At 64.6% G+C, this 13,050-nt stretch carries 9 protein-coding genes; 3 read left to right on the forward strand and 6 right to left on the reverse strand.

What is annotated here, in order from left to right; all coding sequences use genetic code 11:
* Positions 1-7 precede the first annotated feature (7 nt).
* Together UC34_RS00760 and UC34_RS00765 are read right to left on the reverse strand one after the other, a co-directional pair.
* A complete protein-coding gene (locus UC34_RS00760) occupies positions 8-640 on the reverse strand; it encodes a response regulator (protein WP_044453278.1) in 633 nt (210 codons plus the stop codon).
* Complete coding sequence (locus tag UC34_RS00765) at positions 637-2,022, reverse strand: cache domain-containing protein (protein ID WP_044453279.1); 1,386 nt, start codon at positions 2,020-2,022, stop codon at positions 637-639. Before UC34_RS00765 ends, UC34_RS00760 begins: the two co-directional genes overlap by 4 nt.
* A gap of 383 nt (positions 2,023-2,405) precedes the next feature.
* Here UC34_RS00765 and UC34_RS00770 point away from each other — a divergent pair, with 383 nt between their 5' ends.
* Both UC34_RS00770 and UC34_RS00775 read left to right on the forward strand, forming a co-directional pair.
* On the forward strand, positions 2,406-4,472 hold the full coding sequence (locus tag UC34_RS00770; RefSeq protein WP_044453280.1) for a carbon starvation CstA family protein: 2,067 nt from the start codon (positions 2,406-2,408) through the stop codon (positions 4,470-4,472).
* A gap of 36 nt (positions 4,473-4,508) precedes the next feature.
* Complete coding sequence (locus UC34_RS00775; protein WP_044453281.1) at positions 4,509-4,706, forward strand: YbdD/YjiX family protein; 198 nt, start codon at positions 4,509-4,511, stop codon at positions 4,704-4,706.
* A 161-nt stretch (positions 4,707-4,867) separates the two neighbouring features.
* On the opposite strand, the gene hemN is transcribed toward UC34_RS00775, so the two are convergent.
* Positions 4,868-6,502, reverse strand: a complete 1,635-nt coding sequence (gene hemN / locus UC34_RS00780; RefSeq protein ID WP_237165207.1) for an oxygen-independent coproporphyrinogen III oxidase — start codon at positions 6,500-6,502, stop codon at positions 4,868-4,870.
* A gap of 333 nt (positions 6,503-6,835) precedes the next feature.
* On the opposite strand from hemN, the gene UC34_RS00785 reads away from it, so the two are divergent.
* Positions 6,836-7,816, forward strand: coding sequence for a LysR family transcriptional regulator (locus tag UC34_RS00785; protein WP_044453282.1), 981 nt, complete (start codon positions 6,836-6,838; stop codon positions 7,814-7,816).
* A 124-nt stretch (positions 7,817-7,940) separates the two neighbouring features.
* Here the strand turns inward: UC34_RS00785 and UC34_RS00790 are convergent, their stop codons facing one another.
* From UC34_RS00790 to dprA, 3 genes are all read right to left on the reverse strand, one after another.
* Positions 7,941-10,643, reverse strand: a complete 2,703-nt coding sequence (locus UC34_RS00790) for a DNA topoisomerase III (protein ID WP_044453283.1) — start codon at positions 10,641-10,643, stop codon at positions 7,941-7,943.
* A 370-nt stretch (positions 10,644-11,013) separates the two neighbouring features.
* Positions 11,014-11,403 carry a thioredoxin family protein gene (locus UC34_RS00795; protein ID WP_044453284.1) on the reverse strand — a complete coding sequence of 130 codons (390 nt, stop codon included), beginning with the start codon at positions 11,401-11,403 and terminating at the stop codon, positions 11,014-11,016.
* 52 nt (positions 11,404-11,455) lie between these two features.
* Positions 11,456-13,030, reverse strand: a complete 1,575-nt coding sequence (gene dprA, locus UC34_RS00800) for a DNA-processing protein DprA (protein WP_167370625.1) — start codon at positions 13,028-13,030, stop codon at positions 11,456-11,458.
* Between the last annotated feature and the right edge of the window lie 20 nt (positions 13,031-13,050).

The following is a 13,050-nucleotide window of genomic DNA, read 5'->3' on the forward strand; positions in this document are numbered from 1 at the left end:
TGAGGTCCTACAGTCGGTTCTCCACCGCAAACTTGATCAGTTCCGCTTGCCCTTCGATGCCGAGCTTGCGCTTGATGTTGAGTCGATGGGTTTCGACGGTGCGCACCGAGAGGTCCATTTCCGTCGCGATCTGCTTGTTCGCGAGACCCTGCGCGATACGTGTAAGGATTTCACGCTCGCGCGGCGTGAGTGAATCGATGGGCGCGTGCGAGGTGGATGCCTGCACGACACGCGCCGCAATGGCGGCGCTGTAATACGCCTCGCCCCGTGCGACCCGTTCGATGGCGGTCACGATTTCGTGGGCCGGTGCATCCTTGAGCACGTAGCCCCGTGCGCCGGCGCGCACTGCCTGGCGCACATATTCCGCGTTGTCGTGCATCGAGAGGATCAGCACCGCGATATGCGGAAACTGGTCACGAAACTGCGCCGTCAGCTCGATGCCATTCGTGCCGCGCATGCTGATGTCCATGAGCGCGAGATCGGGCGAAGACGTTTTGGCGCGCGTGAGCGCTTCATCCGCGTTGCCTGCCTCGCCCACGACCTGCAAATTGGGGGAGGCGTCGAACCGGGCGCGCAGTCCGTCGCGCACGAGCGGATGATCGTCGATCAGCAGGAGTCGAATGGGGTGAGTGTGCGTCATTTGCGGGAAGTTGCGCGAAGCACCGCTTTCACGGCGGCTTGGGTGAGCGGCACCCACGCACTGATGGTCGTGAGGCCGGGCCACGATTGAATGCCGAGTGCGCCACCCACGGCGTCGAGACGTTCGCGCATGTTGCGCAAGCCAATCCCGTGGCGCGGGTCGTGATGCACGTCGGTGACATCGAACCCCCGTCCGTCGTCGGCGATCGACAGGTGAATGCCGTCGGATTTGAAAATGAGCAGAATGGACACGCGCGAGGCATGCGCATGGCGCTCGATGTTCGTGAGGGCTTCCTGAGCAATGCGATAGAGCATCGTCTTGATGTTGTCGTCGAGCGCCGGAGCCTCGCCTTCGACATTCATCTCGACCGGCAGGCCGGCGTGCGAGCCGAATTCCCGTGCGAGTTGATCGATGGCCGCGGCGAGGCCCAGATCATCGAGCATGGCCGGGCGCAATGCCTGCGAGATGCGTCGCACTTCGCCGAGCGTGCCGTTCAGGCGCTCGATGGCGACGCCCAGGGTGGTGCTGGCGGCAGCCGGTGAGCCCGGCAGACGCATCGACGCGGATTCGAGCAGCAGCTTGACGGATACGAGGAGCTGACTGATGCCGTCGTGCAATTCGCGCGAGATGCGTGACCGCTCCAGTTCCTGCGACTCGACCACCTGTCGGGCCAGCTGACGCAGCTTCGCGTCGGCTGTCTTGAGCTCGGTAATGTTCACGACCAGTCCGCACAGGCCAACGATGGCCAGGCAGGACGAGGCGATGAGCGTGATCCATATCAGTGTGCGGTCGATGTTCGACTGGGCGCGCTCGTCGGAGGCGCGCAGCGTCGTTTGCACGTCGTCGAGATAAATGCCCGTGCCGATCATCCAGTTCCAGCGGGGAAGCGCGATAACGTAGCCGAGCTTCGGCGTCATCTGCTGAAGCGATGGCTTCTCCCAGGCGTACTGGACGTAGCCGCCACCACCGCGCGCCGCGGCGATCAGACGCTGAATGGTGGGCGCGCCAGATTCGTCCTTGAGGGACCACAGATTGTGGCCAACGAGTTCGGGCTGTCGCGGGTGCATGAGGCTGCGACCGTCGAGATCGTAGACGAAGAAGTAGCCGTCCTTGCCGAACTCCATGCGCGCGAGGGTGGCGAGCGCCGCTTCACGGGCGGCGGGTGTGTCGGGACCGTTGTACAGCGGTTCGATGGCGTTGCGCGCGAGGCCGACGTAATGCAGCAGCTCGGCCCGCTTGTTGGCCAGCGATGTGGTCTCTACGGCTTCGTGCTGCGCGCGCGAAAGCTCGTTACCTTGATGTCGTACGGCAAGCGCGATGGCGATCATCGCCAATGCGACCGGCAGCAGCGAGAGGACGAAAAATTTCTGTCGGAGATTCATGGCATTCGGAAACCCTGCAATGCCGCGTTTCGCTGGTTTTGAGGACTTGTTCTACGTAATAACACGTAGTGGACCTGCGTAGTTCCGCGCTTGTGGCACGGCGGGCAAACGCCAATACTACACGCCGAATCGTGGCCGGGGCTGCGCAGTGTAACGCGTCGGCCGCCGGGCGGTGTCGTGACCTCATGGTCTGCCGCGATTCAGGATGAAAAAACGGACCCATGACGTACGCAAAACGAACGCGGGGCGGTGCTTGACGCCCGCGTGACGGAAAAAACGGCGGGTCCGCGACGCTCACACGGCGTCACACCAAGAGGCGGGATAGTGCTGCAACGGCGCCGTCCCGGGTTGCTGCCTTAAGCAGGCAGTTCCGAGGAGAGACAATGAATCGCATCTGGCAACAACTGCCCTGGGCAGCGGTGGCCGTCGTCGGCGCGTGCGCGCTCGGCACGGTAGCTCTATCGCGCGGCGAAACCGTCAGCGCACTCTGGATCGTAATCGCAGCCATCTGCGTTTATCTGATCGCCTATCGTTTCTACAGCAAGTTCATTGCGACGCGCGTGGCCCAGCTCGACGGCACACGCATGACGCCGGCATGGCGTCATAACGACGGTCTGGACTATGTGCCGACCAATCGTTATGTGTTGTTCGGTCACCACTTCGCGGCCATTGCCGGCGCAGGGCCGCTGGTGGGACCCGTGCTCGCCGCGCAGATGGGCTATCTGCCCGGCATGCTGTGGATTCTCGCCGGCGTGGTATTTGCCGGCGCCGTGCAGGACTTCATGGTGCTGTTCATCTCCACGCGTCGCGACGGCCGCTCGCTGGGTGACCTCGTGAAGGCCGAGCTGGGCATGGTCCCCGGGGTGATTGCCTTGTTCGGGGCGTTCCTCATCATGATCATCATCCTCGCCGTGCTGGCGCTGATCGTGGTCAAGGCGCTCACGGGATCGCCGTGGGGGACGTTTACCGTCGGACTGACGATTCCGATCGCGCTGTTCATGGGCGTCTACACGCGCTTCATTCGTCCGGGTCGCATCGGCGAAGTGTCGATCATCGGCTTCGTGATGCTCATGGCCGCGATCTACTTCGGTCAGAGCGTGCACGACAGCGCCACGCTGGCGCCGCTGTTCACGTTCGACGGCAAACAGCTCACGTGGATGCTGATCGGCTATGGCTTCGTGGCGTCGGTGCTGCCGGTGTGGCTGCTCCTCGCGCCGCGCGACTATCTGTCGACCTTCCTGAAGATCGGCACGATTCTCGCGCTGGCCATCGGTATTCTGGTGGTCGCGCCCGAGCTGAAGATGCCTGCGCTCACGCAGTTCGTCGACGGCAGCGGTCCGGTCTGGTCGGGCAAGTTGTTCCCGTTCCTCTTCATCACGATTGCGTGCGGCGCCGTCTCAGGCTTCCATGCACTGATCTCGTCGGGCACCACGCCCAAGCTGCTCGATAACGAAGTCAACGCGCGCTTCATCGGCTACGGCGGCATGCTGATGGAGTCGTTCGTGGCCATCATGGCGCTGGTTGCGGCGTCCGTGATCGACCCGGGCGTGTACTTCGCCATGAACAGCCCGGCCGCTGTAATCGGCACGACGCCGGAAGCGGTGGCGCAAGTCGTCTCCGGCTGGGGCTTCACGATCACGCCGGACGTGCTGAGCGCCACGGCGCGCGCCGTCGGGGAGAACACGATCATCTCGCGTGCCGGCGGTGCACCGACGCTCGCTGTCGGTATGGCGCACATCCTTCACCAGGTCGTGGGGGGCGAGGCGATGATGGCGTTCTGGTATCACTTCGCGATTCTGTTCGAAGCGCTGTTCATCCTGACCGCTGTTGACGCAGGCACGCGCGCCGGGCGCTTCATGCTGCAGGATCTGCTGGGCACGTTCGTGCCGTCGCTCAAGCGCACCGAGTCGTTGCCCGCCAACCTGATTGCCACCGCGCTGTGCGTGGCGGCGTGGGGCTACTTCCTGTACCAGGGCGTGGTCGATCCGTTGGGCGGTATCAATACGCTGTGGCCGCTGTTCGGTATCTCGAACCAGATGCTTGCCGCGATTGCGCTGATTCTGGCGACCTGCGTGCTCTTCAAGCTCAAGCGCGAGCGCTTCGCCTGGGTCACCATCCTGCCCACGCTGTGGTTGCTCGCCTGCACGCTTACGGCTGGCTGGCAGAAGATGTTTGATCCGGATCCGAAGGTCGGCTTCCTTGCGCACGCGGCGAAGTATCAGACGGCGCTCGCGGACGGCAAGCTGCTCGCACCGGCCAAGTCGGCGGCACAGATGCAGCAGATCGTGTTCAACGACTACGTGGACGCCACGCTCGCCGGTGTGTTCATGTTCGTCGTGGTGGCGGTCGCCGTGTTCGGTTTGCGCACGATCCTCGTCGCACGCCGCAACAACAAGCCGACGGCCAAGGAAACGCCGTTCGAGCCGATGCCCGCGGGTCAGCGCGTCTGACGCGCCGCATGCAGCAAACGCTCACAGGAGTCACGCATGCTCGATGAAGTCGGCAAGGTCGGACGGTATCTGGGGCAGGCCATGCGTCTGATGGTCGGTCTGCCCGATTACGACACGTATGTGGCGCATATGCAGGCCACGCACCCGGATCAGCCGGTCATGAGCTACGAAGCGTTTTTCCGCGAAAGGCAGGAAGCGCGCTACGGTGGCAAGAGCGGCGGGCGCTGCTGTTGATGGAGGTTCGACGACGTTATCGATGAGGCGTCGATCCCTGTGGACCGCCCGTCGATGACGTCGGGAATGAAAAACGCCCGGTGGGGACTGAAGTGACCCCACCGGGCGTTTGCTTTCATGGCGACGCGTTGTCGTCCCGTCGTCATGGTCCCGTCGTCCGGTCACATGACCTTTGCGCACCGCGCGTTGGCCGCACTGCGACGATAGGCGTCGAATACCTGCGCGACGACACGCACCAGCAACCGTCCGGGCGGCAGGACGCGCAGGCCATGCGCATCGAGGGCGACGAGGCCGTCTGCCACCAGATCGGCCAATTCCCCCAACTCGTTCGCAAAGTACGCGACGAAGTCGATGTCGTGCGCCTGCTCGATGGTGCTGAAGTCGAGCGCCATATGGCACATCAGGCGTGAGATGACGTCGCGCCGGATGTGGTCGTCCTCGCTGAGCCGCACGCCGCGCGTAATGGCGAGACCGCCCGCGTCGATGGCGTCGTAATACGTTTTCAGTGTCTTGGCGTTTTGGGCATAGCTGTCGCCGATACGTCCGATGGCCGACATGCCGACACCGATGAGATCGCAATCGGCGCGCGTGCTGTAGCCCTGGAAATTGCGATGCAGCGTACCGGCCGCCTGAGCGAGGGCGAGTTCGTCGTCGGGGCGCGCAAAGTGATCCATGCCGATGTAGACATAACCGGCGGCCGTGAGCCGCGCGACGATCGTCTGGAGCAGCGCGGTTTTTTGCGGTCCGTCCGGCAGCGTGTCGGGCAGGCACCGTTGCATCTTGAACTGCTGCGGCAAGTGCGCGTAGCTGAACACCGACAAGCGCTCGGGCGCCATCTCGATCACGGCGTCGAGGGTGTTGGAGAACGATTCGGGCGTTTGATGCGGCAATCCATAGATCAGATCGAAATTCACCGACTTGAACCCGCAACTGCGCGCCGCGTCGAGCGTTGTCTCGACCAGTCCGCGTGGCTGCACGCGGTGAATGGCCTCCTGGACGCGCGGATCGAAATCCTGGACGCCGATCGACAGGCGATTGAAGCCGAGCGCGCGCAGCGCACGGATCGACGCGGGGCCCGCGCTGCGCGGATCGATCTCGATGGCGTATTCGGCGCTGTCGTCGCGCGACATGACGAACTGACGACCGATGGCGTCGATGAGCGACGCGATCTGTTCGAGCGACAGAAAGGTCGGGGTGCCGCCGCCCCAGTGCATCTGCGCGAGCGAGCGGCCCGCGCCAAGCAGCGACGCTTGCCTCGCGATCTCGGCGTGAAGGCGTTTTACGTAGGCGTCGGCGTGCGCGCGGTTGTTCGTGACGATCTTGGTGCACGCGCAGTAGAAGCACACCGTGTCGCAGAACGGCACGTGCAGGTATAGCGAAACCGGCTTGCCGGTGCGTTTGGATTGCGCGGCGGCGCGTGCGTAGTCGCTTGCGCCGAAGTCGTCGCGAAACTGGAGTGCCGTGGGATACGACGTATAGCGTGGGCCGTTGATGTCGTAACGGCTGAGTAGCCGCGCGTCGATGGGCAGAGCGCCGGGCTGGATGCGGGGTGCGGTGGCGCCAGCGTGCGTGTTGGATGCTGACGGGGCGCGGTGATTTCCTAATGTGCGGGGGGCGTGTGACGTGCAGCCCTGGCAGGTTTGACCGGCATGCGGATCGTCCGGCGCGTTGGCGCAAGGCGTCGGCAAAATAGGGATGGGATTCATGACGAGGCGTGTAACAGTCAGTGATATTCGACTGTATCCGCGCCGCGAACGGCGTGTCGTGACCTGCGTCAAACACCCGGCGCGCGGCATGCATGCAGCGTGAGGGCGGCACGAGGCGTTGTGTCATTGCGCAAAACTCGCCGTCGACGGCGAATTTGTGCGTTGCCGCGCGCATGCGACACGGCAGCCGTGCGTCAAAATCGTTGCCGCGGCAGGCAAATTTTCGTGGCCTACGGTAAGCTAGCGCCTAATTGAAGTCCCCCGCCGTGTCGACAGCCCTGGCGGCACGCGCGAGGCTCGCCCCGGAACCGCCGGGACGGCGGTCCGACCGGTGTCCGCGGGTATCCGCAGTGCCGGTACGTAGCCGGTCCGCCCATACTCGTTTTTGCCGGAACGACGCGGCACATCACGATTGGAAACAACATGGACCGTCTGCAATCGATGCGCGTTTTCGTCAAAGTGGCCGACAACGGGAGTTTTGCCCGGACCGCCGCACAGATGGACCTGTCTGCCGCCGTGGTGACGCGGCACGTCGCGGAACTCGAATCGCATCTCGGCGTTCGCTTGCTCAATCGCACCACGCGCAGCCTGTCGCTGACCGGCGCCGGTCAGGTGTATCTGGAGCGCTGTCGGCAGATCATCGATGAAGTCGACGAGGCCGATGCGCTGATCTCGAGCGCGTCTCGCGATCCCAAGGGAACGCTCAAAGTCGTTGCCCCCGTCTCGTTCGGGGTGCGCAACCTCGCGCCGCTCGTCAAGAAGTATCAGGAACTGCATCCGAAGGTGGTGGTGGACCTCACGCTGACCGACCGTGCCGTCGATCTGGTGGAAGAGGGTTACGACTGCGGGATTCTCCTCACGCGCATGATCAATAGCGAAAGCCTGATCTCGCGCGTACTGGCCGAGACCCGCGTGATGCTTTGCGCTTCGCCCGCCTACATTGCCGAGCACGGCGAGCCGGTGACGCCGCAGGAGCTCGGCGAACATGGCGTGCTGGGCCTGCCGAGCGAGTTCTGGAGCGACGATCGCGTGTTTGCCGGACCTGACGGCGAAGTTCGCGTTCGTGTGCAGAACAAGCTCATCTGCAACAACACGGCGCTGTTGCGCCAGTCGGTGTTGCTGGGCCACGGCATTGCGTTCCTGCCGTCGTATCTCGTGGGCAATGATGTGCGCGACGGCGATCTCGTTGCGCTCATGCGTAATTATTCGCAGACGCCGATCGACGTCTCGCTCGTCTACCCGAGCCGCAAGTACCTGTCGGCGAAGACGCGTGGCTTCATCGATCTGACGGTCGAGTATTTCCGTCAGAACGAGAGCATTTCGGCGGCCGAGCGCTGGGTGCCGCCCAAGCCGTCGTCATCGTCGGGTGCCACGTCGACGTCGAACACGGAAATGCCCGTTTGACGTCCGTTTGACGTTCCGGAGGGCGGATGGCAAAACGGCCACTTCCATGAAGAAGTGGCCGTTTTTCATTGCCTCGATGTTTTGAGGCGACGATTCGGTCGATCCAGTCGATTTGGTCGGACCGTCAGAACGGTGCGTCGTCCTCATCGAACGGCGCGTCGTCCGACTTGCCTGCCTTGGCCGACTTGGTCGCCGGTTTGGCCTTCGTCGTCGTCTTTTTGGCGGCGACCTTCTTGGCCGGCGCCTTGGCGGCAGCGGTCTTTGCCGCCGTCTTGCGCGCCGGTGCGGCCTTTTCCTCACCCTCATCCGCGTCTGCGCCGGGCTTTGCCGCCGTCTTCTTCGGGGCCTTGGCCTCGAATTCGAAGCCGATCTTGCCGTCCTTCTGCTTGGCGAGATAGGCCTTGAACGTGCGGCCGGTACGCGAGGACTTGAAGTTCGTCAGCAGGTCCGTCTTGCCCTCGGTGAGCAGCTTGTGAATCTGCTCACGCGAGATTTCCTGCTGAAGAATCACCTTGCCCGAGGTGAAGTCGCACGTCTTCGGGTTCGCCACGGCGTTCTCGCAGACGTAACGCATGCCGTGCTCGAACACGCGCCCGTTGCACTTCGGGCAATGGCCGACCGGCTCCTGACCCGTGAAATCCGGGGCTTCGCCATCCTCGTCGCCGTTGTCCTGACCGAAGTCGAATTCGAGCTTGTAGCCCATTTCGTCGTCGGGCGAGAGCTTGATGATCGCCGAGAACGGACGGCCCATCTTGCTGCGAAAGCCCGAGAGCGGCCCGATCGTCTTGTTCGTCAGGAGCTCTTCGACTTCCGGGATTTCGAACTGGCGTCCGCCCGGAATCTTCGAGATCGAGAAGTTGCAGTTCGTGCAGGCGAAACGACGATAGTTCTCCTTGACCACGCCACCGCAATGCGGACACGGCGTGCTGAGCGTCGCGTAGTCGCCCGGGATGGTATCGGAGTCGTATTCTTTCGCGCGCTTGACGATGGTCTGCGTCATTTGGGCGATTTCGTGCATGAACTCGTCGCGCTTGAGGCCGCCGCGCTCGATTTGCGACAGCTTGGCCTCCCATTCGCCCGTGAGTTCCGGCAGCGTCAGCTCGTCCACGCCGAGACCACGCAACAGCGTCATCAACTGGAAGGCCTTGGCCGTCGGATGCAACTCGCGGCCTTCGCGCACGAGGTACTTTTCGGTGAGCAGGCCTTCGATGATGGCCGCGCGCGTGGCCGGGGTGCCCAGACCTTTGCCGGCCATGGCTTCGCGCAGTTCACCGTCCTCGACGAGCTTGCCCGCGCCTTCCATGGCGGAGAGCAGCGTCGCTTCGCTGTAGCGGGCGGGCGGTTTGGTCTGCAGGCCGACGGCCGCCACCTTGTCCACGCCGACCTTTTCGTCCTTGGCGACCGGCACGAGGTTCGGCTGGTCTTCCTTGGTGTCCTTCGCGTCCTTGCCGTCGTCAGCGCCTTCCTTGCCATAGATGGCGAGCCAGCCGGCCTGCACGAGCACCTTGCCCTCGGTCTTGAAGTGATGGCCGACCACTTCCGTGATGCGGGTCGTCACCTGATACTCGGCAGCGGGGAAGAACACTGCCAGGAAGCGCTTGACCACGAGGTCGTAAAGCTTCTGTTCCGGCTCGGAGAGGTTCTTCGGCGCTTGCAGCGTCGGGATGATGGCGAAGTGATCGCTGATCTTGCTGTTGTCGAAGATCCGCTTGTTCGGCTTGACCCAATCCTTGTTCAGAATCTGGTTGGCGAACTGATGATAGTTATTGCTTTCCTTGAGCACGGCCATCGTCTCTTTAACGGTGGCCAGGTAGTCTTCGGGCAGCGCGCGGGCATCGGTACGCGGGTACGTGAGCACCTTGTGTTTTTCGTACAGCGCCTGCGCCAGACCGAGCGTGTTCTTCGCGGAGAAGCCGAAGCGGCTGTTGGCCTCGCGTTGCAGGCTGGTCAGGTCGAACAGCAGCGGCGAGAGCTGGCTGGACGGCTTCGACTCTTCCGTGACCGTCCCGTGTTTGCCGCGCACGGCGGCGACGACCGACTCGGCGGCCGCCACGCTCCAGAGGCGCGAATCACGCTGCTCGGGATCGAACTCGTTGCGCTTGAAGTTCGGATCGAACCAGCGGCCTTCATAGAAGCCGGCGGCGGCGACGAACTCGGCTTTGACTTCCCAATAGTCGCGCGAGACGAACTTGCGGATCTTCTCTTCACGCTCGACCACGATCGACAGCGTCGGCGTTTGCACGCGACCCACCGTCGTCAGGAAGAAGCCGCCGCCCTTGCTGTTGAAGGCGGTCATGGCGCGGGTGCCATTGATCCCGACGAGCCAATCGGCCTCGGCACGGCTGCGTGCGGCATCCGCCAGCGGCAGCATGTCGTCGTCGCTGCGCAGGCGCTTGAAGCCATCGCGAATCGACTGCGGCGTCATCGACTGAAGCCACAGACGCTTGACCGGTTGCTTGGCCTTCGCATGCTGGGCGATCAGGCGGAAAATCAGCTCCCCTTCGCGTCCCGCGTCACAGGCGTTGATCAGGATGTCGACATCCTTGCGCTTGATCAGGCGGGTCAGCACCTTCAGGCGCGATTCGCTCTTGGCGATCGGCTTGAGGTCGAAGTGCGGGGGAATCACGGGAAGGTTGGCGAAGCTCCACTTGCCGCGTTTGACTTCATAGTCTTCCGGCGCGCCGATTTCGACGAGGTGGCCAACCGCCGACGAGACGACGTAATCGTCGCTCTCGAAGTACTCGTCATGCTTGGTAAAGCCGCCCAGCGCCCGCGCGATGTCATTCGCGACAGACGGTTTCTCGGCAATGATCAGAGCTTTTGACATGACGTTAAGTAATGTTGAGGGGGTGTCGCCAGGCGACATTCGTTGGCTTTATAACATATAGCCAATCCGGCGTTGCCGTCGGATCGGGCACAAGGCGCGCCTGAAAGCGGCACATCATAAGCGCGTCGCAAGCCGGCGGCAAGCGCGGGCGCGGCGCGGCGCGGGCGGCGCCATGGCGTGGCACGGTGGCGCTTCCGACTCCGCCGGCCGCCGGTCCCGGCAGGTTCGGTCGGCGGTAGGGCAGGGCGGTCCGGCATCGAACCGGCGCGATTCCGACATGGAGCCGACGTGGGGCCGACGCGGGGCCGACTCGGGACCAGCCTGAGGCCGATGCGGGTCCGGCGCGTCAGGATAGCCGGGATTCGCGGAATCACTCTGCCAGCAAATGCTCGCGCAGCGCCGGGGCGACGACCGCGGCATTGCCCAGCACGTCGGCGTCGAGCATCCGCTCCAAAATCCCGATCGCCGGCAGCACCGGCCCGAAGAACCGCGCCTGGCCGGGCGACTGTCGGGCGTCCTGCACCAGCAGTGTCGGGAAATTCTCGATGTCGTGGTCGTCCAGCCAATCGGCATGTGTTTCGATATCCACCCAGACGAAACACAGCTCCGGATGCCTGGCCGCGAGCGCTTCGAACGTCTGCGCATACTCGCGGCATGTGCCGCACCACGCCGCGCACAGGCAAGCCACGAGGCGCGTGTTGCCGCCGGCCAGCGCAGCGGCAAGCGCGGAGCGGTCGGCGACGGGATCGAAAACGGGCATGGTGTCGGTGATGTCGGTATCCGGGATTGGGGGCGGGGCTCGCGCCTGCCGATTAGCGCGCCGGCCCGGGATCGAGCCGCGCGAACCGGCCACCCGGCAATCGGGCGACGAGGCCGTCGAGTTCAAGCGCACCTAGCTGCGAGAGCACGGCAGCAATGCCAAGGCCGGAGCGCTCGCAGAGGGTGTCGGCGTTGACGGGATCATACCCCAGCGCCTCCAGGACCGCTGCGGTGCCCTGCGGCGGCCCGGCCGTTGAGGCGGGTTCCGGGGGGGCGGATCTTGTGGCGGTGAGGACATCCGGGGCAATGAGGGCGTTCTCGTGGCTGGGGTCGCGAAGGATTGGCTCGTCGCCCGGATCCGATGTCGTGTCAGTGTCAGTGTCGGTGATGGTGTCGGCGACAGAAGCGCGGCGCCCGGTCGCACCGCGCCGTCGTCTGCCGCCCTGTCGGGCCGGGCTGTCCGCCGTCTTTTCCGGGGACTGCGGCCGGGGGCGACCCGGGACATCCGCGATACCCATCGCCTCGAAGACATCCTCGGGCGACGTCACCAGCGTGGCGCCGTCCCGGATCAGCACGTGACAGCCCCGGCTTTGCGGGGCGTGGATCGAACCCGGCACGGCAAGCACGTCACGCCCCAGTTCCCCTGCCAGACGCGCCGTGATGAGCGACCCGGAGTGCGTCGTGGCCTCGATGACGACGGTGCATCGGGCGAGCGCGGCAATGAGGCGGTTACGACGCGGGAAGTGTTCCGGCCGGGGTGGCGTGCCCAGCGGGAACGCCGAGAGCAGCAAGCCGCGCTCGGCAATGCGCTCGGCGAGCGCGTGATGGCGGGATGGATAGACGATGTCCGCGCCGGTGCCGATTACCGCGCAGGTTCGGCCCGCCGTCTCCAGTGCCCCTTCGTGCGCGGCCGCGTCGATGCCGGCGGCAAGGCCTGACACGACAGTGACGCCCGCGTCCCCCAGCACGCGGGCAAAGTGCCGGGCGTTCTCGCGCCCCTGCGGCGTGGCACGGCGGCTACCGACGAGCGCCGCTGCCATTTCGCCAATGTCGCCCCTGCCACCCATGCCACCCGTGCTGTCTGTGCCGCTTGCGACGTCCCGCGCATCCTGTGCACGGTTCATCAGTGCGGCATCGCCCCGACAATAGAGAATGGGCGGCGCGTCGCCGAGGGTGAGCAGTGCCCGCGGGTACGCCGCCTCGGACAGCGTGAGCACCGTGCATCCCGGCTGTCTGGCCCAGGCCAGGGTGCAGGAGATCTGGGTCTCCAGTTCGGCCGACGTGCGCGCAAGCAGGCGCGAGACGACCTCGCGGGGCACGACCTCCGTCAATACGCCGCGCGACGCGGCGAAGATGGCGCCGGGCGGCCCGAGCGTTGCGAGCAGGCGTCTCACGGCCGCAGGCGGCACTCCCGGCGCATGACATAACCGCAGCCAGTCCCTGATCTCGTCGGGAGATGCGCCGATCGGCCTGTCCGGGCGTGTGGATTCATGCGGCGCGGCCGGTTCGTTCGCGTCGGTCGACGCCGGTGAGATGGCTGCGGCACCCGCAGCACGGGCGTCAGGCGTGCGCCGCGGGGTTTGCGCCGCCAGCATGGGCGGGAGCGCTATGCTAAAATTTTTCATCATCCGGTAAGCATTGACCGGGG

The sequence above is a fragment of the Pandoraea vervacti genome, from assembly GCF_000934605.2.
Taxonomy (GTDB): Bacteria; Pseudomonadota; Gammaproteobacteria; order Burkholderiales; family Burkholderiaceae; genus Pandoraea; species Pandoraea vervacti.

Bases quoted from the DNA above. Each gene is read 5' to 3' on its own strand.
- UC34_RS00760 (WP_044453278.1), bottom strand. From the start codon at position 640: ATGACGCACACTCACCCCATTCGACTCCTGCTGATCGACGATCATCCG.
- UC34_RS00765 (WP_044453279.1), bottom strand. From the start codon at position 2,022: ATGAATCTCCGACAGAAATTTTTCGTCCTCTCGCTGCTGCCGGTCGCA.
- UC34_RS00770 (WP_044453280.1), top strand. From the start codon at position 2,406: ATGAATCGCATCTGGCAACAACTGCCCTGGGCAGCGGTGGCCGTCGTC.
- UC34_RS00775 (WP_044453281.1), top strand. From the start codon at position 4,509: ATGCTCGATGAAGTCGGCAAGGTCGGACGGTATCTGGGGCAGGCCATG.
- hemN (WP_237165207.1), bottom strand. From the start codon at position 6,502: ATGCCGCGCGCCGGGTGTTTGACGCAGGTCACGACACGCCGTTCGCGG.
- UC34_RS00785 (WP_044453282.1), top strand. From the start codon at position 6,836: ATGGACCGTCTGCAATCGATGCGCGTTTTCGTCAAAGTGGCCGACAAC.
- UC34_RS00790 (WP_044453283.1), bottom strand. From the start codon at position 10,643: ATGTCAAAAGCTCTGATCATTGCCGAGAAACCGTCTGTCGCGAATGAC.
- UC34_RS00795 (WP_044453284.1), bottom strand. From the start codon at position 11,403: ATGCCCGTTTTCGATCCCGTCGCCGACCGCTCCGCGCTTGCCGCTGCG.
- dprA (WP_167370625.1), bottom strand. From the start codon at position 13,030: ATGATGAAAAATTTTAGCATAGCGCTCCCGCCCATGCTGGCGGCGCAA.